The organism is Bradyrhizobium sp. JYMT SZCCT0180, assembly GCF_018130165.1.
Classification (GTDB): domain Bacteria; phylum Pseudomonadota; class Alphaproteobacteria; order Rhizobiales; family Xanthobacteraceae; genus Bradyrhizobium.
Genome location: NZ_JAFCLZ010000013.1, coordinates 171,597 through 189,602, shown reverse-complemented (window position 1 = coordinate 189,602; position 18,006 = coordinate 171,597). Strand labels below are relative to the sequence as shown.

Genomic DNA, 18,006 nt, shown 5'->3' with positions numbered 1-18,006 from the left:
TTGTCCGTCATCTCCCCTTATTCTGCCCGCCCCATATGGACGTCGGCCTTTTTGGCCGGCAGTTGCACCAGCCTACACGGGCGATGCGGGTTGGAACAGCCTCCGGGCTGCGGTTCTGGCGGCAGGCTCCTATGCAGGAAGCGGGCTTGTTCTCACATCGTCGGAAGCACGGATATCCTTGACGCCAGCGCCCGCCACGTGGCCTCGTCTACCCGCCCATCTGTCCATGCCCTCCCCTGGAGGGTGAACAGCACCTTTCGCCGTTTGCTCGGAAACTGCATGCGAAATTTTTCAACGACCCATTTCCTTCCTGGCGCAGTCCTGCTGGCGATCCTCTCCGGACCGCAGCAGGCCTTGTCCCAACCAGCCCCGGCTCCCGTGCGGCCCGCTCCCGCCAGACCTGCCGTTGCGCCCCAGCCCAGGCCCGCTGCGGTGCCGGGCCAGCAGCCGGCCGCGCGACCCGTCGCCGCGGCTCCGCGCGGCGGTGCGGCGTGCCACAACGGCATGAGTTTCGATCGCTTCCTCACTGAGCTGAAGCAGAAGGCGGTGGCGGAAGGCGTCTCGCAGCGCGCGATGGCGGAAGCCGCCCCCTACCTCGTCTACGACCAGAGCATCGTCAACCGCGACCGCGGCCAGCGCGTGTTCGGCCAGGTGTTCACCGAGTTTTCCAGAAACCGAGCCTCCGACGGCGCGGCGAAAAATGCGCAGGCGCGAATCCGGATGCATCAGGCCGCGTTCAATCGCGCCGAGAAGGAGTACGGCGTGCCGCCGGCCGTGATCGCCGCGTTCTGGGGGCTGGAGAGCAGTTTTGGCGCCGAGCTCGGCAAGCTGCATACGCTCCCCTCGCTGGTGTCGCTGGCGTATGACTGCCGCCGCTCGGAGATGTTCCAGAAGGAAACCATCGCCGCGCTGAAGATCGTCGATCGCGGCGACCTCACGGCAAGCGAGATGATTGGGTCGTGGGCCGGCGAACTCGGGCAGACGCAGTTTTTGCCGACGCATTATTTCAACTATGCGGTCGATTACGACGGCGACGGCCATCGCAATCTCCTGAGCAGCGCGCCCGACGTGATCGGCTCGACCGCGAACTACATCGCCAACGGTTTGAAATGGCGGCGCGGCGAGCCGTGGCTGCAGGAAGTGCGCGCGCCGCAGAACCTGCCCTGGGATCAGGCCGATCTGACGATCAAACTGCCGCGCTCGAAATGGGCGCAGCTCGGCGTCACCTTTGCCGACAGCAAGCCGTTGCCGAACGACGATCTGCCGGCGTCGATGCTGCTGCCGATGGGCCGCACCGGTCCGGCGTTCCTGGCCTACGCGAATTTCGCCGCCTACACCGAATGGAACAACTCGCTGATCTATTCGACCACCGCGGGCTATCTCGCGGCCCGCATCGCGGGTGCCGCACCGATGCGCCAGCCCAGCGCGCCGGTGGCGCAACTGCCGCTCAACGAGCTCAAGGAATTGCAGCAACTGTTGGTGCGCGCCGGTTTCAACGTCGGCAAGGTCGACGGCATCATGGGACAGCTCAGCCGCACCGCCGTGAAGACGATGCAGATCAAATACGGCCTGCCGGCGGATTCCTGGCCGACCGCGGAGTTATTGGCGCGGATGCGCGGCACGCGCGCCGAGCCGGCGGCCGCGGTGATGCCGCAGGGACGGTGATGCGAACCCCTCATGGTGAGGAGCGCGTCTTCGCGCGTCTCGAACCATGAGGCCACAGGCGGGCCTGCATCCTTCGAGACGCGGCCAAGGGGCCGCTCCTCAGGATGAGGGGCACAGAGATGTACAGGCAGCGATCAGAAAATATTTGACTACATCGCACCCCTTCCCGGCGTTGCAATCTCCTCTCCCCCGCCCCACCTGCAGCACGCAGTCTCTGCATGCCATAAAATTCCACAACACGAAAAGAGCATCACATGTCCTTTTACGACGCCACCGTTCCGGCCTATCTGCAAATTCTAGGTAGCCTCTCCGGCTTGCTCACCAAGGCAGAAGCGCATTGCGAGGCAAAGAAGATCCAGCCCGAGGTGCTGTTAGGTTCGCGCCTCTATCCGGACATGCTGCCGCTCTCGAAGCAGATCCAGCTCGCCACCGATTTTGCGGTCAGGGGCTGTGCCCGCGTCACCCACAGCGAAGTGCCGTCGACACCCGATACCGAAAAGACCTTTGAGGAATTGCGCCAGCGGCTCGCGAAAACCATCGACTACGTCAAGTCGTTCAAATCAGAGCAGTTCGAGGGCGCCGACACCAAAGACGTCACCTTTCCGATGGGGCCGGACAAGACCATGACGCTGAAGGGCCAGCAGTTCATCTCGAACTTCTCTCTCCCCCAATTCTATTTCCATGCCGCCATCGCCCACGGCATCCTGCGCCATAATGGCGTCGAGGTCGGCAAGCGCGATTACATGGGCGCGAATTGATGCCTCACCTCATGGTGAGGAGGCGCGCAGCGCCGTCTCCGGACGATGCTTCGCATCGCCGGGCGAACCATGAGGCCACAGACGGGCCTACATCCTTCGAGACGCGGCCAAGCGGCCGCTCCTCAGGATGAGGGGTTAGTTATCTCCCCGTCATTGCGAGGAGCGAAGCGACGAAGCAATCCATCTATCTTGACGGGATCGGCATGGATTGCTTCGCTTGCGCTCGCAATGACGGAATAAACAATAAAAAAACAATCAGGGAGACTGCCGATGTCCACCACCACGCAAGCACCAAAGCAACTCGATCCCGCCGCTTCGCTTCACGCGGAGACGCTCGGGCTCGCGAAAGGTCGCGGCCGGCTGGAAGGGCGCCGCATCATCGTGGTCGGGGCCGGCCAGCGCAACATCGTCGACGAGGAACCGCCGATCGGTAATGGCCGCGCGATGTCGGTACTCTTCGCGCGCGAGGGCGCGCATGTGGCCTGCATCGACATCAACAAGGAAGCCGCCGACGATACGGTCAAGCAGATCACCAGCGAAGGTGGCAAGGCCTTCACCGACGTGGTCGACGTCTCCGACGCATCAGCGATTGGCCCTGCGATCGCGCGCTGCGCCAAACAACTCGGCGGCCTCGATGGTCTCGCGCTGAACGTCGGCATTTCCTGCGGGCTGTCGCTGCCGAAGATGACGGCGGAAGCCTGGGACAAGGATTACGCCGTCAACGTGCGCAGCCACATGCTGTTCGCGCAAGCGGCACTCGAAATGATGTCGCCCGGCGGCGCGATCACGCTGACCTCGTCGATGGCGAGCCAGCGCGCCAATGGCCGCAACCCGGCCTATGAATCCTCCAAGGCCGCCCAGATCGCGCTCGGCCGCGCCATCGCGCGGGCCGGCGAGGAAAAGGGCATTCGCTGCAATGTGATCGCGCCGGGCTTCATCGATTCCCCGATGGGCCGCGATGCCAGCCGCAGGCGCGCCGACCGCGCGCTGACGGTGCCGTTCGGCCGCCAGGGCACCGGCTGGGAGGTCGCCTATGCTGCGCTGTTCCTGATTTCGAATGAATCATCCTACGTCAACGCCCACACCCTGTTCCTCGACGCCGGCCACATGGCCGGAATTGTGCGGGCCTAGCCCGCAGCAACCGAATGGCTTCCGAGTACCTTTGGGCATTGCGCAATCCGCCGTAATGCCCAACTCTTCCCTATCATCCATCCATCGGAAATCCCTTCATGAGCCAGACCAAACTATTCGAGCCCTACAAGCTTGGTGGAATCACGCTGCCGAACCGCCTCGTCATGGCGCCGCTGACCCGCAACCGCGCGGTGCCTGGCAGCTTTGTGCCGAGCGAGCTTGCCATCGACTATTACGGCCAGCGCGCTTCCGCGGGATTGCTGATCACCGAGGCCAGCCAGATCTCGCAGCAGGGCCAGGGTTATCAGGACACGCCCGGCATCTATTCCAAGGAGCAGGTCGCGGGCTGGCGCAAGGTCACCGACCGCGTGCATGAAAACGGCGGACGCATCTTCATCCAGATCTGGCATGTCGGCCGCATCTCGCATGATTCATTGCAGCCCGGCGGCGGCAAGCCGGTGGCGCCATCAGCGATCCGCGCCAAGGGCAAGACCTTTGTCAACGGCACCTTCGCCGACATCTCCGAACCGCGCGAGCTCGAGCTGTCGGAAATTCCAGGGATCATCGAAGACTTCAAGCGCGGCACCGAGAATGCGCTCGCCGCCGGTTTCGACGGCATCGAAATCCACGGCGCCAACGGCTATCTGCTTGAGCAATTCGCCAAGGACGGCACCAACAAGCGCACCGATGCCTATGGCGGCGGAATCGAGAACCGCGCGCGGCTGATGCTTGAAATCTCCAAGGCCGTGGCCGCGGTCGCAGGCGCTGAGCGTACCGGCATCCGCATCTCGCCGGTGACGCCGGCCAATGATGTATCCGACAGCAATCCGCAGCCGCTGTACGATTACATCGTCGACGGGCTCAACGCGCTGAAGCTGACCTACATCCACGTCGTCGAGGGCGCAACCGGCGGCCCGCGCGACGTCGCGCCGTTCGACTACGGTAGCTTACGCAAGCGCTTCAAGCAGGCCTACGTCGCCAACAACGGCTACGATTTCGATCTGGCGACAAAGCAACTCGATGCCAACGCGGCCGACCTGATCGCATTTGGAAAACCGTTCATCTCCAACCCCGACCTGGTCGAGCGGCTGAAGAAGGGTGCACCGCTGAACGCGTTCGACAAGGCGACGTTCTATGGCGGCGGCGCCAAGGGCTATACGGACTATCCGACGCTCGGCGCGAAGCAGGCGGCGGAGTAGGAACGCAATGGAGTGTCATGCCCCGCGAAGGCGGGGCATCCAGTAATCGCAGGCGTTGGCGATTGAGCCGAGGAGCCGCGGCGTACTGGATCGTCCGCCTTCGCGGACGATGACAACGGAGCAAAGAAAAAAGGCCGGGATCGCTCCCGGCCTTTAGTTTTTGCATCACTCACAATGGCGAAGTTTACTTCGCTTCCGCCCGCTTCGGCGGCGTTGCCGGCCACGACTTCACCAGTGTGTCGTAGTCGACGGTTTCGCCCTTCGGCTTCTCGTTCGCCAGCTTGCGCTGCGGAGCGACGTTGCCGTCCTTCTCCGACTTGGCGAACCAGAACTCCGCGGTCTCCTTCTTGTTCAGCTTCGGTCCGCAGGCGCCCTGCACGTTGGATTTCTCCAGACGCTCGAGCACGGAGTCCTGGGCTGCCGCCAGGGCGTCCATCGCGGCTTGCGGCGTCTTCGCACCGGACGACGCATCGCCGATGTTCTGCCACCACAATTGCGCGAGCTTCGGATAGTCAGGCACGTTGTTGCCGGTCGGGGTCCACTGCACGCGCGCGGGCGAGCGGTAGAACTCGATCAGGCCGCCGAGCTTCGGCGCACGCTCGGTGAACGACTTGTCCCAGATGTCGGATTCACGAATGAACGTGAGACCGACATGGCTCTTCTTCAGGCTCACCGTCTTGGAAGTGATGAACTGCAGATAGAGCCAGGCCGCCTTGCGGCGGTCCGCCGGGGTCGACTTCAGGAGCGTCGCCGAACCGGCGTCCTGGTAGCCGAGCTTCATGCCTTCCTTCCAGTACGAGCCGTGCGGCGACGGCGCCATACGCCACTTCGGCGAACCGTCGGCGTTCACGACCGCAATACCGGGCTTCACCATGTCGGCGGTGAAGGCGGTGTACCAGAAGATCTGCTGGGCGATGTTGCCTTGCGCCGGTACCGGTCCGGCTTCGCCGAAGGTCATGCCTTGCGCCTGCGGCGGGGCATACTTCTTCATCCAGTCGAGATATTTGGCGATCGAATAGACCGCCGCCGGACCGTTGGTGTCACCGCCGCGCTCGACGGATGAACCCACCGGACGGCAGCCTTCCATGCGGATGCCCCATTCGTCGACCGGCTTGCCGTTCGGGATGCCCTTGTCGCCGTTGCCGGCCATCGACAGCCAGGCATCGGTGAACCGCCAGCCGAGCGAGGGATCCTTCTTGCCGTAGTCCATGTGACCATAGACCTTGGTGCCGTTGATCTCCTTGATGTCGTTGGTGAAGAACTCGGCGATGTCTTCATAGGCCGACCAGTTCACGGGAACACCGAGATCGTAGCCATATTTGGCCTTGAACTTGGCCTTGTAGTCCGGATTGGAGAACCAGTCGTAACGGAACCAATAGAGGTTCGCGAACTGCTGGACGGGCAGCTGATAGAGCTTGCCGTCGGGGCCCGTCGTGAAGGACTTGCCGATGAAGTCGTTGACGTCGAGATTGGGATTGGTGACGTCCTTGCCTTCGCCGGTCATGTAGTCCGACAGCACGACCGTCTGGTTGTAGCGGAAGTGGGTGCCGATCAAATCGGAGTCGTTGATCCAGCCGTCATAGACGTTCTTGCCGGACTGCATCTGGGTCTGCAGCTTTTCGACCACGTCGCCTTCCTGGATCAAGTCGTGCTTGAGCTTGATGCCGGTGATCTCGGTGAAAGCCTTCGCCAGAGTCTTGGATTCATATTCATGCGTGGTGATGGTTTCCGACACCACGTTGATTTCCATCCCCTTGAAGGGCTGGGCGGCCTTTTCGAACCACTGCAGTTCCTTCAGCTGGTCGGCCTTCGACAGCGTCGAGGGCTGGAATTCGCTGTCGATCCAGCGCTGATTGACCGCATCGTCCGCACGGGCAGGTGCGGCGATCGTCACGGAAGCTGCGATCAGCGCAGCCGCGCTGGTCATCGTCAGAAAGCTCTCCTTGGTCAATGGGCCGTTCCTTCCTCTAAAACGTCGCATGTTGAGTCCTCCGGTTGCAGCGACAAACAATTTTCAGGCCCGGGTTGATCCCGGATCTGTCTTTTTTCGCTTCATCAGACGGTGCGGAAAACCGCCACGGCCGAAACAAGCGAAATCACGGTAGCGAGCCACAGGCTCGATATTTCAACGCCCTCTCCGATCGGCAGCGTCGCGATCGCATCCGTGCCGACAAAGGCGATCCACAACAGGTGGATGACCGCGGCGAGCACCAGCGAGATGAACAGCCGGTCACCGCGCGTGGTCGGAATCCGCAACACGCCGACGCGCTCGGCCTCCGGATACGCCGCCGCAAGCCAGGTCATCACACCCAGCGTCAGCGACAGCATCACGAAGAAGATCGCGGTCGGAAGCGTCCAGGCCATCCATGCAATGTGTTCCATGAATGCCCCCTACACCCGTCCGAGCGCAAAACCGCGCGCGATGTAGTTGCGGACGAACCAGATCACCAGCGCACCGGGGATGATGGTGAGCACGCCGGCCGCAGCCAGCAGGCCCCAATCCATGCCGGCCGCCGAGACGGTGCGGGTCATGATCGCCGAGATCGGTTTTGCGTTCACCGACGTCAGCGTGCGCGCCAGCAGCAGTTCGACCCAGGAGAACATGAAGCAGAAGAACGCCGCGACGCCGATGCCGCTCGCGATCAAGGGCACCAGGATCTTGATGAAGAAGCGCGGGAACGAATAACCGTCGAGGAACGCCGTCTCGTCGATCTCGCGTGGCACGCCCGAGACAAAACCTTCGAGGATCCAGACCGCGAGCGGGACGTTGAAGATGCAATGCGCGAGCGCCACCGCCCACGGCGTATCGAACAGATTGATCGCCGAATAGAGGTTGAAGAACGGCAGCGCGTAGACCGCCGCCGGCGCCATCCGGTTCGACAGCAGCCAGAAGAACAGATGCTTGTCGCCGAGAAAACGGTAGCGCGAAAAGCCGTAAGCCGCCGGCAGCGCCACCGCGATCGAGATTACGGTGTTGATCAGGACATAGGTCAGCGAGTTGATGTAGCCGGAATACCAGCTCTCGTCGGTGAAGATGCGCTTGTAGTTTTCCAGCGTCGGCTGGTGCGGCCACAGCGTCATCGTGCTGACGATCTCGGCATTGGTCTTGAAGCTCATGTTGACGAGCCAGTAGATCGGCAACAGCAGGAAGATCAGGAAGGTGATGAGAATGACGCGGCGTCCGGGAATCGAATGCATCATTCAGCTCCCTGTTTGACCGGGCGTTCGGCCCCGGCGTTTGTCATCACGGTATAGAACACCCAGCACACGATTAGGATGATGAGGTTGTAGACCAGCGAGAGCGCCGCGGCCTTGCCGAGGTCGAACTGGCCGAGCGCGATCTTGACCAGTTCGATCGAGACGAAGGTGGTCGAATTGCCGGGACCGCCGCCGGTCACCACGAACGGTTCGGTGTAGATCATGAAACTGTCCATGAAGCGAAGCAGCACCGCGATCAGCAGCACGCGGTTCATCTTCGGCAACTGGATCGCCGTGAACACCGCCCAGCGCGAGGCGCCGTCGATCTGCGCCGCCTGGTAATAGGCGTCGGGGATCGACTTCAGTCCGGCGTAGCACAACAGCGCGACCAGGCTGGTCCAGTGCCAGACATCCATCACGATGACGGTGGCCCAGGCGTCGAACTCGTTGGAGACGTAGTTGTAGTTGATGCCGAGGCTGTTCAGCGTGTAGCCGAGCAGGCCGATGTCGGGCCGACCGAAGATCTGCCAGATGGTGCCGACCACGTTCCACGGAATCAGAAGCGGCAGCGCCAGGATCACGAGGCAGGCGGCGACGCTCCAGCCGTCGCGCGGCATCGACAGCGCGACCACGATCCCGAGCGGCACCTCGATCGCGAGAATGATGGCCGAGAACAGCAGGTTGCGGCCGAGCGACGCCAGGAAGCGTCCACCGAGATCGGTCGACGGATCGAGCAATTCCTTGAACCAGCCGACGCCGTTCCAGAAGAACTGGTTGTTGCCGAAGGTGTCCTGCATCGAATAGTTCACCACCGTCATCAGCGGCAGGATCGCGGAGAACGCGACCACCAGAAACACCGGCAGCACCAGGAACCAGGCTTTTTGGTTGATCGTCTTGTCCATCAGGCTGTCCCCTCGACCAGACGGCTGTCGGCATAGACGTGAACATGCGACGGATTGAAAACCAGTCCGGCGGTTTCGCCGGAGACTGAAAACCCGGGTGGTACGCGCGCAGCGAACTTGGCGTCGCCGATGCGCACGCGTGCGAAACGGACGCGGCCGAGATCGTCGATGCGCTCGATATTGGCGGACAGCAATCCCGGCGCGGGCGCGGCGACGTCGACGAATTCCGGACGCACGCCGACTTCGATCTTCGCGCCCGGCGGCAGCGTGTCATAGCTGCGGCTCAGCGCGATCGGGTGGCCGCTGATCCGGGCCTCGCGGCCCCTCACCTCGGCCGGCACGATGTTCATGCCGGGCGAGCCGATGAAGTAGCCGACGAAGGTATGCGCGGGCTTGTCGAACAGTTCGGCCGGCGTGCCGCTCTGCACCACCCTGCCGTCATGCATCACGACCACCGTGTCGGCAAAGGTCAGCGCCTCGGTCTGGTCATGGGTGACGTAGATCATCGTGAGATCGAGGTCGCGATGCAGCGCCTTGAGTTTGGAGCGCAACTGCCACTTCAATTCGGGATCGATCACCGTCAGCGGTTCGTCGAACAGGATCGCGGCGACGTCTGACCGCACCAGGCCGCGGCCGAGCGAGATCTTCTGCTTGGCGTCCGCGGTCAGCCGCGTTGCCTTGCGATCGAGATGCGGCGTGAGGTCGAGCAGGTCGGCGATCTGCTTCACGCGCGCGTCGATTTCGGCTTTCGGGACGCCGCGGTTCTTCAAGGGAAATGCGAGGTTCTGCCCGACCGTCATGGTGTCGTAGATCACCGGAAACTGGAACACCTGTGCGATATTGCGCTTCTGGGTTGACAGCGGTGTGATATCGGCGCCGTCGAACAGTATCTGGCCGCGGGACGGCGTCACGATCCCGGAAATCAGGTTGAGCAGCGTGGTCTTGCCGCAGCCGGACGGCCCGAGCAGCGCATAGGCGCCGCCCTGCCGCCAGGTCATCGTCACCGGCTTCAGCGCAAATGATTCGGGCGCGGCGTCATTGCCGCCGTAGGAATGCGCAAGATCGACGAGGTCAATGCGGGCCATGCGGCATCTCCCTCACGCGTTGTCTTGGCTCGGCGCGGCGACCAGACGGTCGGCCGCGTCGAACACGAAAAGATTGTTAGGATCGAGCACGGCGTCGAGCACGTGGCCCGGCTCGAACTCGTGGACGCCCTGCAGCACCGCGACCCAGTTCGACGCGTCGCGGTTGAGGTGAACGAAGCTTTCCGAACCGGTGATTTCGGTCACGGTGACGGTGGCCTGAAACGCATGGCGGCCGGCGATGCCATTGGCGACTTCAAGCTGATGGGCGCGGAATCCGACGCGATAGGGCCCATCGGCAAGCGAGGCATAGAGCCCGCTGGCCGGCGCCTGGATGCCGCCGGCATATTGCACCGTGCCGTTCTTCTTTTCGATGCCGACAATATTGAGCGGCGGATCGGAAAACACCTGCGCCACGCGCAGCGTATCGGGATGCCGGTAGACCTTCGGGGTGTCGCCGACCTGCAGGACCTGGCCTTCCCACATGCAGACGGTTCGGCCACCGAGCAGCAGGGCTTCGGAAGGCTCGGTGGTCGCATAGACGAAGATCGCGCCCGACGCCTCGAAGATGCGCGGCAATTCGGTGCGCAGCTCTTCGCGCAGCTTGTAGTCGAGATTGGCGAGCGGCTCGTCGAGCAGCACCAGATCCGCGCCCTTGACCAGCGCGCGCGCAATCGCAGTGCGCTGCTGCTGGCCGCCGGACAGTTGCAATGGCGTGCGGTGCAGATACGGATCGAGCTTCAGGAGGCGCGATGCCTCCTGGACGCGCTTTTCGATTTCCGCGCGCGGCTTGCCCTGCACCCGGAGCGGCGAGGCGATGTTCTCATAGACCGTCAGCGAGGGATAATTGATGAACTGCTGATAGACCATCGCGACCGAACGCTTGCGCACGTCGAAGCCGGTGACATCGTTGCCGTCGACCAGCACGCGGCCTGATGCCGGCTTGTCGAGCCCGGCGAGCAGCCGCATGATCGAGGTCTTGCCGGAAAGCGTCGGCCCGAGCAGTACGCTGAGCGTGCCGCGCTCAAGCGCCAACGACACATCGCGGATGGTCGCGATGCCGTCGACGGTTCGCGTGACGTGTTCGAGCGTGACGCTCATGTCCGTCCTCCCGCTTCACGCAGGGGTCGTTCACCGGACGTGCGATGGGCGGCCATCCATTCATCGAGGACGGCGATTTCGCCCGCGGACAGCCGCAATCCGAGCTTGGAGCGGCGCCACGCGACGTCTTCGGCGGTGCAGGCCCATTCGGCCGACATCAGGTACCTGACTTCGCTCTCCGTCAAGGTCGCGCCAAAGGACTGGCCGAGATCGGCCGCCGATTTCGCGTTGCCGAGCAGCTTGCTGGCGCGGGTGCCATAGGCATGCGCCAACCGCTTCGCATGTGCGGGAACGAGGAACGGATAGTCCCGCGTCAGTTCTGCGGTCAGCGCCGCGATCGCGGAAACATCCATGTCGCCGCCGGGCAGCGCGGCCTTGCCGGTCCAGCCTTCCTTTGCCTTGAAGTCCTCGCGGGGCGCGGAACTGCGCAAATAGGGCGCCAGCCGTTCCAGCGCTTCTTCGGCCAGCCGCCGATAGGTCGTGATCTTGCCGCCATAGATCGACAGCAGCGGCGCGCCGCCGGGCGTATCGAGTTCGAACACATAATCGCGGGTCGCGGCCTTGGCTTCGCTGGCGCCGTCGTCATAGAGCGGACGAACGCCCGAATAAGTCCAGACCACGTCTTCCGGCTTTACCGGTTTGGCGAGGTATTCGCTGGCGGAGGCGCAGAGATAGGCGATCTCTTCGGTGGAGGCTTTCACCTTGGCCGGGTCGCCGTCGTAATCGCGATCGGTGGTGCCGATCAGCGTGAAATCGTCCTGATAGGGGATGACGAAGATGATCCGGCCGTCGGCGTTCTGGAAAATGTAGGCACGGTCGTGGTCGTAGAGCTTGCGCACCACGATGTGCGAGCCCTGCACCAGGCGAACCTTTGCGCGCGCATTGACGCCCGATCCCGACGACAGCACCTGTTCGACCCAGGGCCCGCCGGCATTGACCAGCGCGCGCGCCTGGATCGTGGTGCGCGTGCCGCTTGACGTATCCTCGACGGTGAGCTGCCAGATGCCGTCGACCTGTCTGATCTCGACCGCCCGCGTGCGCGTGTGGATCTCGGCGCCGCGATCGGCCGCGTCCCGCGCGGTGAGCACGACCAGGCGCGCGTCATCGACAAAGCAGTCGGAATACTCAAAGCCTTTGGTGTAGCGGTTGGCGATCAAGGGTTTCCCCACCTCGTCGCGAGCAAGATCCACCGAACGTGTCGGCGGCAGCAGATGACGGCCGCCGATATGGTCGTACAGGAACAACCCTAGCCTCAGCAGCCAGGCCGGCCGCAACCCCGCATGGTGCGGCAAAACGAAACGCAGCGGGCGGATGATGTGGGGTGCGATCTGCCAGAGGATTTCGCGTTCGATCAGCGCCTCGCGCACCAAACGAAACTCGTAATATTCGAGGTAGCGCAGGCCGCCGTGCACCAGCTTGGTCGACCAGGACGACGTCCCGCTCGCCAAATCGTTCATTTCACAGAGGAAAACGGAATTACCCCGGCCCACCGCGTCGCGCGCGATGCCGCAGCCGTTGATGCCGCCTCCGATGATGGCGAGGTCGAAAATCCGATCCAACAGACGCTTCCCCGGCGATCGCCTCTTCACTTCGGCGATTTAACTTTCGGATCGGAGTTAATCACAAAGAAAAACGAAAGCAAATCGAAAATGGGGAACCAGCCGGTTTTCTCTACGGCGCAAATTGACCCGAAGCTGTCAGTTCCGGCTACGCGGCAGCGGACCTCCACTGACGACGTAAACGCCGGCGGAAATGCCTGCGATGGCGATCCAGTCCATTGCCGTCGGCCATTCACCCAGAATTGGAATGGCCATGACGGCCGTCAGCGCCGGCGACAGCGCTGCGAACGCCGCGCCGCTGGAGGCGCCGAGGAGGCTGACCGCACGTCCATAGAAAACGAGTGAAACGATCGCCGTCAGAAGCCCCTGCACGATTGCCTGAAGGGCCAGATCTTCCCAAGGGGCCTTGGCGAGACTGATACCTTCCACGGCGAAATAGACGGGTATGTAGAGAAACAAAGCGCCGACCGCGGCGATACCAGCCGCATGCAGGCCATCGAGCCGCGCGCGACGCATCGCGACCGTGTAGCAGGCCCATGCCACGGCGGACCCGAGAAACAGCGCGTGCCCGATCGTTTGCCCGGAGCCGACTGCGCCGCCAGCGTTCCAGGCGATGGCGAAGACGCCGAGCAGGATCAGCACGAAGCCAAGTTTTTTCGCATCGGTGAACGGCTCGTGCAGGATGGCAGCAGCCAGCAGCGCCACCGCCAGCGGCATGACGCCGGGAAACAGCGCGCCCGCATGCGCCGCTGGCGCGAACAACAGGCCGGCGTTCGCCAACAGGACCGGAGCGCCGCCGCCAATCACGATCGCCGCCAGCCCGATCCAGCCGAGCCTCTCGAACGCGAGCCCCCGTCGCATCACATAGGGCAGCAGGAGCAAGCCGGCCACGCCAAAGCGAAGCGCAGCGATGTCCCATGGCGTCAGGCTGGTCCGCAATCCGAGGCGCGCGACCACGATCCAACCTGACCAGATGCTGACGGCGGCAAGGCCGTAGAGAGCGCCCCGGAGATATTGCGCGGCAGTGCGGCCGCCGACGGTGAGATCAGTCATCATCGCCTCCACCGCAATGGACGTAATAACCCTTTTAATGTACTTTACAGGTTATGATGGAGTACAACATGAGGCAAGCAGGATGAGTGGCCGCGCCAATCCGTTCGAATGGAGCGGCGGCCACCCGGCGCTGGATCTCGTGAACACCCTGGACGAGCGGCCCTCGGCCGCGCCAATCGAGAACCTGGCAACGTATCGTGACCTGACACGGTTCGCTGCGCTGGCGGGCCTGATCGACGATCGGACGGCCGCACGCCTGAAGCAGCCTGGAAACAGCGGCTCGCATATTGCGAAACGCGCGCGCAAGCTTCGTGAACACCTTCACGATGTCCTCGCTGCCGCACATGCTCGGCGGCCAGCGCGGCAGTCCGATCTCGATGCGCTGTCCGCCGCGATCCAGGCGGCACATGCGGCCCGGATGCTGGTCGCATCGCCCTCACCCGGGTTGGCCGACCGCCGCTGGTCGCCCGCGCTTGCGCGTGAAATCCCGCTGCATGCCTGTGCGCTCGCGATCGAGCGTCTGCTCGTTGACGAGGAACGCAAGAGAATCCGCAAATGCGGAGCCTTCGACTGCGACGTCTATTACCTCGACACCAGCAAGGGCCAGCGCCGGCAATGGTGCAGCATGATCGGTTGCGGCAATCGCGAAAAGCAGCGGCGATGGCGCTGCGCAACGCACTAGAAAAACTTCAGCCCGCAGCCACCGCCTCGATCTCAAGCAGCCAAGCCTCGTCGAAGATTCCCGCGATGACGACGGTCAGCGCGGTTTCCCGGCTGCCAAGGACCTCGCTTCGCACCGTGCGATTGATCATGGTGTAACGCCGGTCCGCGAGGTAGGTCCGGTGCATGACCAGATTGTCGAGCGTCATGCCGGCGGCCTTGAGCTGCGCTTCGACGTTGCTCCAGGCGAGCCTGCACTGCGCTTCAAAGCCCTCGGGCACCGTGCCGTCAGCCGCGGCCGGGATTTGGCCGCTGACGAACAGCATCCTGGTATGGCCTGTAACCTCAAGCGCCTGGCTATAACCGGTCGTCGGCACGAGGGCCGCTTCGGAATTGATCCGTCGGATTCGCATTCGGTTCTCCTTTTTCCTGAGAGAACCTCGTGCACCGGTCGATCCAGCACAAACCATTTTTCCTGCACTGCTGGATTAGTTTTTCTATTCCAAGTCGGAATTCTCATGAAAATGCCCCGGACGATGCCGGGGCCTTTTCATGCTGAGACGACGCGAAGGGCTTTCCGCGTCTAGCGCAGCCGCGTGACGGTCAAAGCCGCCTCTGCCACCGGCTCATCGATATCGGGGGCCGGCTTGTCCATCGCCTCGACCACGTCGATGCCGCGGGTGTGGCAGATGTTGGCGAGACCTGCGGGAAGCGCGGCGTCGGTCACGAAGGTCTGGATCTGGCTGAGATGGGCGATACGCACCGGCGCGCTGCGCCTGAGCTTGGTCGAGTCGGCGACCAGCATCACGCTGCGCGCGTTCGCGATGATCGCCTGCGCGGCCTGCACTTCGCGGTAGTCGAAATCCAGCAGCGCGCCCTCCTCGTCGATCGCGGAGGCGCCGATGATGGCGTAGTCGACCTTGAACTGGCCGATCAGACTGATCGCGGTCGAGCCGATCACCGCACCGTCGGCGCGGCGCACCGCGCCACCAGCCACGATCACCTCGATGCGCGGATGGCGATACAGCAGCATCGCGACGTTGAGGTTGTTGGTGATGACAAGTAGGTCCTCATGCGAGGTCAGCGCGCTGGCGACTTCTTCGGTCGTGGTGCCGATGTTGATGAACAGCGAGCAGCCGTTCGGAATCCGCGAGGCGGCGGCAATGCCGATTGCCCGCTTCTCCTCGGCGGCGACGAAGCGGCGCGCTTCATAGGCGAGGTTCTCGACGCCGGAGGCAATGATGGCGCCGCCATGGATCCGCGTCAGCGAGCGCTGGTCGCAGAGATCGTTGAGGTCCTTGCGGATGGTCTGCGCCGAAACCTCGAAACGCTTGGCGAGATCCTCCACCATCACCCGGCCGAAGGCGCGGGCAATGTTGAGAATTTCAGTCTGGCGGTTGGACAGTCCGGCCACGGGTGGCACCTCAAGGGAAAAGTTTCTTATCGTGCGGTGGTTTGTCGTTCCGGTCAACGCGGCCGAAACCGGATGCGCCTGACATCATGGTTAACCGTCGGTTAAAAAGGCGGTGCGCGAGAGGCATGATAAGCCCATTGGCATTGGGCCAGCCGTATTTTACCGGTGCGATTTTGCCGTTCTTAACGGTTTCGTGATTGCATTGCCGTCGCTGGCCCGGAAAACGGGCCAGATATCGGAAAATCGCTGCGATGCGGGTCGATCGAATCTGGGAATTCCTCCAGCGGTTGAGCCCGCTGACGCGCAGCTGCCTGCTCACCGAGCTGGAGCGGCTGGAGGCGTGCGGCGTCGACATGCCGGGCACCGCGGACCTGCAGGCCAGGCTGCGGGCCGAACTGCGCCCGGACGGACCTAACGAAGCTCCAACGCCGTCCAAATATTTCTTCGCGCCGCTGGAGGCGCTGGTCGTCGCCGGTGCGCCGGAGCATGCCAATACGGGCCGGATTGCGCGGAGTTCACTCGTTCCGATCTGGGAATGGATCAACCGCGATCTGCTGCCGATCATGGCCCGCGACTACGAAGACCAGATGAAGGGGTTTATCGCTTCCAACCGGCCGCGCGACGCGCAGCAGGCCGCATCGATCTTCCAGACCAAGGTCGCAAAATCGCTGGAGGGAAACCTCGCTTCGGCCGATGGCGCGGAGCGGGCACGCACCAGGCTTGCGGCCTACACGGCTTCGCCGTCGGTCTATAGCGACCTCGTCAAGATCATGGGCGCGCTTCGCGCACGCGAGGCGCTCGCAGGGTTCGGCAAAGCCTTGCCGGAAAAGATCCCCAAATTCAACGACGCGCAGGTCGACAAGATCACGGCGCTGCTGGATGCATTCCGCAAAAAGGACCCCGGCGCGGTGCCGTTTGCACTGGCGCTGGTTGCTGGACGTCTCAAGACGCCCCGCGAGTTGCTCCGTCTTGCCACCAAACCCGCGCGCAGCCGGCGCGCGACCGACGTCGCAGCGACGCCCTATGCGATATCCGTCTCGATGGTGCTGGACCAGATCGACGACAAACGCATCGCCTTGCGCGTTGCCCTGAAGAAAAACCGTGTCGTCGACGCGCGCGACATGCTGGCCGACATCGACAAGACAGAAGCAGCGGTGCAGGCCGCCATCCGCGAACTCGCTGCCTCCGAGTGGGGCGCGCGGCTGCGCGACATCAGGAGCGCGATCGTGGCCGATGTGGAGACTGAAGTGAGCCGGTTTCCCGATGAAGTCGGCCACATCCTGCAACTGCGCGGCGCGCGCGGCAATGGATTGTTGTCCGGCCTGGCCTGGAAGGGCCGCGATGCGATCAGCGACAGCGCCGCATTCTGCAAGCGGCTGATCGGCCAGAGCTGAACGCGGCTTCTACGCGGCCAGCGTCAGATCGCCGGTGGCAAGACGCCTCGCCGCGCGCTCGGCTTCGCGGGCATTGCGGAACAGCTGGCCTTCCAGCTGGTCGAAACGACGAGAGGCCGCGAAGAAGCGGTACCCGCCCGGGCCACGCACGACGATCCCGGCGGTCTGCGAACCGACTTCGATAATGTAGGTATCCGACATATTTTCCAGCCTCGATGGCATTCCGCGCAAACAACCGAGCGCCTGCCGAAATGTTCCTCAGCCCGGCAAGCGCGCCTACACGGAAACGTCATCGAGGATTGTCTGGCGAATCAGCGCCCGGCAAGGCCGGTCCAATACGGATTCGTGGGAAAAACGGCCCCTCCGCAGGCTTGACCTGCGACAAAGTCGCCGCCAGTGTTCCCCGCGAATCCAGTGATTTGCGACAAACAGGCCGGAGAACGGACATGGTATCGAAATTGGCGGTTACGACGCTGCTGGCCCTTGCGATTTGCGCACCGGTCCAGCAGGCCGCGGCGCAGGACGCGATCGGCGGTGCGATCGTCGGCGGCGTGCTTGGCGGTGTCGTCGGCGGCGCCCTCGGTGGCCGCGGCGGCGCGGCCGCAGGCGCCATCATCGGCGCCGGCACGGGAGCGGCGATTGCATCCCAGGGCGAGGCCCGCCCGGGCGGCTACCGCTATTACAACAACGGCTGTTATGTGGAGCAGCCCGGCGGCTGGGTGGCGGTTTCGCCGCGTTATTGCGGCGTCCAGGCACAATATGCGCCGCCCCCGCCCCAGCAGTATTACGACGACACGCCGCGCTGCATGCGTGCACGGAGCTACGATCCGCGCCGTGGCACGTTCATCGGTCGTGACGGCTACGAGCGTCCCTGCCCGTAAGAGTCATAT

18 protein-coding genes are annotated in these 18,006 nt (G+C 63.4%); 7 read left to right on the top strand and 11 right to left on the bottom strand.

All coding sequences use genetic code 11. The annotated features are described in order from the left end of the window. The first annotated feature begins 279 nt into the window (after positions 1-279). From JQ641_RS20400 to JQ641_RS20385, 4 genes are all read left to right on the top strand, one after another. Positions 280-1,665, top strand: a complete 1,386-nt coding sequence (locus JQ641_RS20400) for a lytic murein transglycosylase (protein WP_211997760.1) — start codon at positions 280-282, stop codon at positions 1,663-1,665. A gap of 254 nt (positions 1,666-1,919) precedes the next feature. Beyond that, a complete protein-coding gene (locus JQ641_RS20395; RefSeq protein ID WP_211997759.1) occupies positions 1,920-2,423 on the top strand; it encodes a DUF1993 domain-containing protein in 504 nt (167 codons plus the stop codon). Positions 2,424-2,693: 270 nt separating this feature from the next. After that, positions 2,694-3,554, top strand: a complete 861-nt coding sequence (locus JQ641_RS20390; RefSeq protein ID WP_211997758.1) for an SDR family NAD(P)-dependent oxidoreductase — start codon at positions 2,694-2,696, stop codon at positions 3,552-3,554. Between the two features lie 98 nt (positions 3,555-3,652). Further along, complete coding sequence (locus JQ641_RS20385; RefSeq protein ID WP_211997757.1) at positions 3,653-4,753, top strand: alkene reductase; 1,101 nt, start codon at positions 3,653-3,655, stop codon at positions 4,751-4,753. A 184-nt stretch (positions 4,754-4,937) separates the two neighbouring features. On the opposite strand, the gene JQ641_RS20380 is transcribed toward JQ641_RS20385, so the two are convergent. The 8 genes from JQ641_RS20380 to JQ641_RS20345 form a co-directional block, all read right to left on the bottom strand. Continuing rightward, positions 4,938-6,734: an ABC transporter substrate-binding protein gene (locus JQ641_RS20380; RefSeq protein WP_211997756.1), complete on the bottom strand. Its 1,797-nt coding sequence runs from the start codon at positions 6,732-6,734 to the stop codon at positions 4,938-4,940. 74 nt (positions 6,735-6,808) lie between these two features. Then, entirely contained in the window at positions 6,809-7,135 is a 327-nt protein-coding gene (locus JQ641_RS20375; RefSeq protein ID WP_211997755.1) for a DUF2160 domain-containing protein, read from the bottom strand. A gap of 9 nt (positions 7,136-7,144) precedes the next feature. After that, complete coding sequence (locus JQ641_RS20370) at positions 7,145-7,951, bottom strand: carbohydrate ABC transporter permease (RefSeq protein ID WP_211997754.1); 807 nt, start codon at positions 7,949-7,951, stop codon at positions 7,145-7,147. Then, positions 7,951-8,853, bottom strand: a complete 903-nt coding sequence (locus JQ641_RS20365) for a carbohydrate ABC transporter permease (RefSeq protein ID WP_192738501.1) — start codon at positions 8,851-8,853, stop codon at positions 7,951-7,953. Before JQ641_RS20365 ends, JQ641_RS20370 begins: the two co-directional genes overlap by 1 nt. Continuing rightward, positions 8,853-9,938 (bottom strand): ABC transporter ATP-binding protein, encoded by a 1,086-nt coding sequence (locus tag JQ641_RS20360; protein WP_211997753.1) that lies wholly within the window; start codon positions 9,936-9,938, stop codon positions 8,853-8,855. The genes JQ641_RS20365 and JQ641_RS20360 overlap by 1 nt, the downstream gene beginning before the upstream one ends. Positions 9,939-9,950: 12 nt before the next feature. Then, positions 9,951-11,036, bottom strand: coding sequence for an ABC transporter ATP-binding protein (locus tag JQ641_RS20355; protein WP_211997752.1), 1,086 nt, complete (start codon positions 11,034-11,036; stop codon positions 9,951-9,953). Then, positions 11,033-12,595, bottom strand: a complete 1,563-nt coding sequence (gene glpD, locus JQ641_RS20350) for a glycerol-3-phosphate dehydrogenase (RefSeq protein ID WP_211997751.1) — start codon at positions 12,593-12,595, stop codon at positions 11,033-11,035. Before glpD ends, JQ641_RS20355 begins: the two co-directional genes overlap by 4 nt. 138 nt (positions 12,596-12,733) lie before the next feature. Continuing rightward, complete coding sequence (locus JQ641_RS20345; RefSeq protein WP_211997750.1) at positions 12,734-13,648, bottom strand: DMT family transporter; 915 nt, start codon at positions 13,646-13,648, stop codon at positions 12,734-12,736. Between the two features lie 82 nt (positions 13,649-13,730). Here JQ641_RS20345 and JQ641_RS20340 point away from each other — a divergent pair, with 82 nt between their 5' ends. Continuing rightward, the gene (locus tag JQ641_RS20340; RefSeq protein WP_211997749.1) at positions 13,731-14,330 is read left to right on the top strand and encodes a CGNR zinc finger domain-containing protein; all 600 of its coding nucleotides are present in this window, start codon (positions 13,731-13,733) and stop codon (positions 14,328-14,330) included. 7 nt (positions 14,331-14,337) lie between these two features. Here JQ641_RS20340 and JQ641_RS20335 read toward each other — a convergent pair whose 3' ends face one another. Continuing rightward, positions 14,338-14,721, bottom strand: coding sequence for a RidA family protein (locus JQ641_RS20335; protein WP_211997748.1), 384 nt, complete (start codon positions 14,719-14,721; stop codon positions 14,338-14,340). Between the two features lie 170 nt (positions 14,722-14,891). Beyond that, on the bottom strand, positions 14,892-15,722 hold the full coding sequence (locus JQ641_RS20330) for a DeoR/GlpR family DNA-binding transcription regulator (RefSeq protein WP_211997747.1): 831 nt from the start codon (positions 15,720-15,722) through the stop codon (positions 14,892-14,894). Between the two features lie 251 nt (positions 15,723-15,973). Between JQ641_RS20330 and JQ641_RS20325 the strand changes: the two genes are divergently transcribed. Further along, a complete protein-coding gene (locus JQ641_RS20325) occupies positions 15,974-17,116 on the top strand; it encodes a hypothetical protein (protein ID WP_211997746.1) in 1,143 nt (380 codons plus the stop codon). Between the two features lie 9 nt (positions 17,117-17,125). Here JQ641_RS20325 and JQ641_RS20320 read toward each other — a convergent pair whose 3' ends face one another. Continuing rightward, positions 17,126-17,317: a hypothetical protein gene (locus JQ641_RS20320; RefSeq protein WP_192738492.1), complete on the bottom strand. Its 192-nt coding sequence runs from the start codon at positions 17,315-17,317 to the stop codon at positions 17,126-17,128. A gap of 245 nt (positions 17,318-17,562) precedes the next feature. On the opposite strand from JQ641_RS20320, the gene JQ641_RS20315 reads away from it, so the two are divergent. Further along, positions 17,563-17,997, top strand: a complete 435-nt coding sequence (locus tag JQ641_RS20315; protein WP_192738491.1) for a YMGG-like glycine zipper-containing protein — start codon at positions 17,563-17,565, stop codon at positions 17,995-17,997. Positions 17,998-18,006: the final 9 nt, after the last annotated feature.

Bases quoted from the DNA above. Each gene is read 5' to 3' on its own strand.
- JQ641_RS20400 (WP_211997760.1), top strand. From the start codon at position 280: ATGCGAAATTTTTCAACGACCCATTTCCTTCCTGGCGCAGTCCTGCTG.
- JQ641_RS20395 (WP_211997759.1), top strand. From the start codon at position 1,920: ATGTCCTTTTACGACGCCACCGTTCCGGCCTATCTGCAAATTCTAGGT.
- JQ641_RS20390 (WP_211997758.1), top strand. From the start codon at position 2,694: ATGTCCACCACCACGCAAGCACCAAAGCAACTCGATCCCGCCGCTTCG.
- JQ641_RS20385 (WP_211997757.1), top strand. From the start codon at position 3,653: ATGAGCCAGACCAAACTATTCGAGCCCTACAAGCTTGGTGGAATCACG.
- JQ641_RS20380 (WP_211997756.1), bottom strand. From the start codon at position 6,734: ATGCGACGTTTTAGAGGAAGGAACGGCCCATTGACCAAGGAGAGCTTT.
- JQ641_RS20375 (WP_211997755.1), bottom strand. From the start codon at position 7,135: ATGGAACACATTGCATGGATGGCCTGGACGCTTCCGACCGCGATCTTC.
- JQ641_RS20370 (WP_211997754.1), bottom strand. From the start codon at position 7,951: ATGCATTCGATTCCCGGACGCCGCGTCATTCTCATCACCTTCCTGATC.
- JQ641_RS20365 (WP_192738501.1), bottom strand. From the start codon at position 8,853: ATGGACAAGACGATCAACCAAAAAGCCTGGTTCCTGGTGCTGCCGGTG.
- JQ641_RS20360 (WP_211997753.1), bottom strand. From the start codon at position 9,938: ATGGCCCGCATTGACCTCGTCGATCTTGCGCATTCCTACGGCGGCAAT.
- JQ641_RS20355 (WP_211997752.1), bottom strand. From the start codon at position 11,036: ATGAGCGTCACGCTCGAACACGTCACGCGAACCGTCGACGGCATCGCG.
- JQ641_RS20345 (WP_211997750.1), bottom strand. From the start codon at position 13,648: ATGACTGATCTCACCGTCGGCGGCCGCACTGCCGCGCAATATCTCCGG.
- JQ641_RS20340 (WP_211997749.1), top strand. From the start codon at position 13,731: ATGAGTGGCCGCGCCAATCCGTTCGAATGGAGCGGCGGCCACCCGGCG.
- JQ641_RS20335 (WP_211997748.1), bottom strand. From the start codon at position 14,721: ATGCGAATCCGACGGATCAATTCCGAAGCGGCCCTCGTGCCGACGACC.
- JQ641_RS20325 (WP_211997746.1), top strand. From the start codon at position 15,974: ATGCGGGTCGATCGAATCTGGGAATTCCTCCAGCGGTTGAGCCCGCTG.
- JQ641_RS20320 (WP_192738492.1), bottom strand. From the start codon at position 17,317: ATGTCGGATACCTACATTATCGAAGTCGGTTCGCAGACCGCCGGGATC.
- JQ641_RS20315 (WP_192738491.1), top strand. From the start codon at position 17,563: ATGGTATCGAAATTGGCGGTTACGACGCTGCTGGCCCTTGCGATTTGC.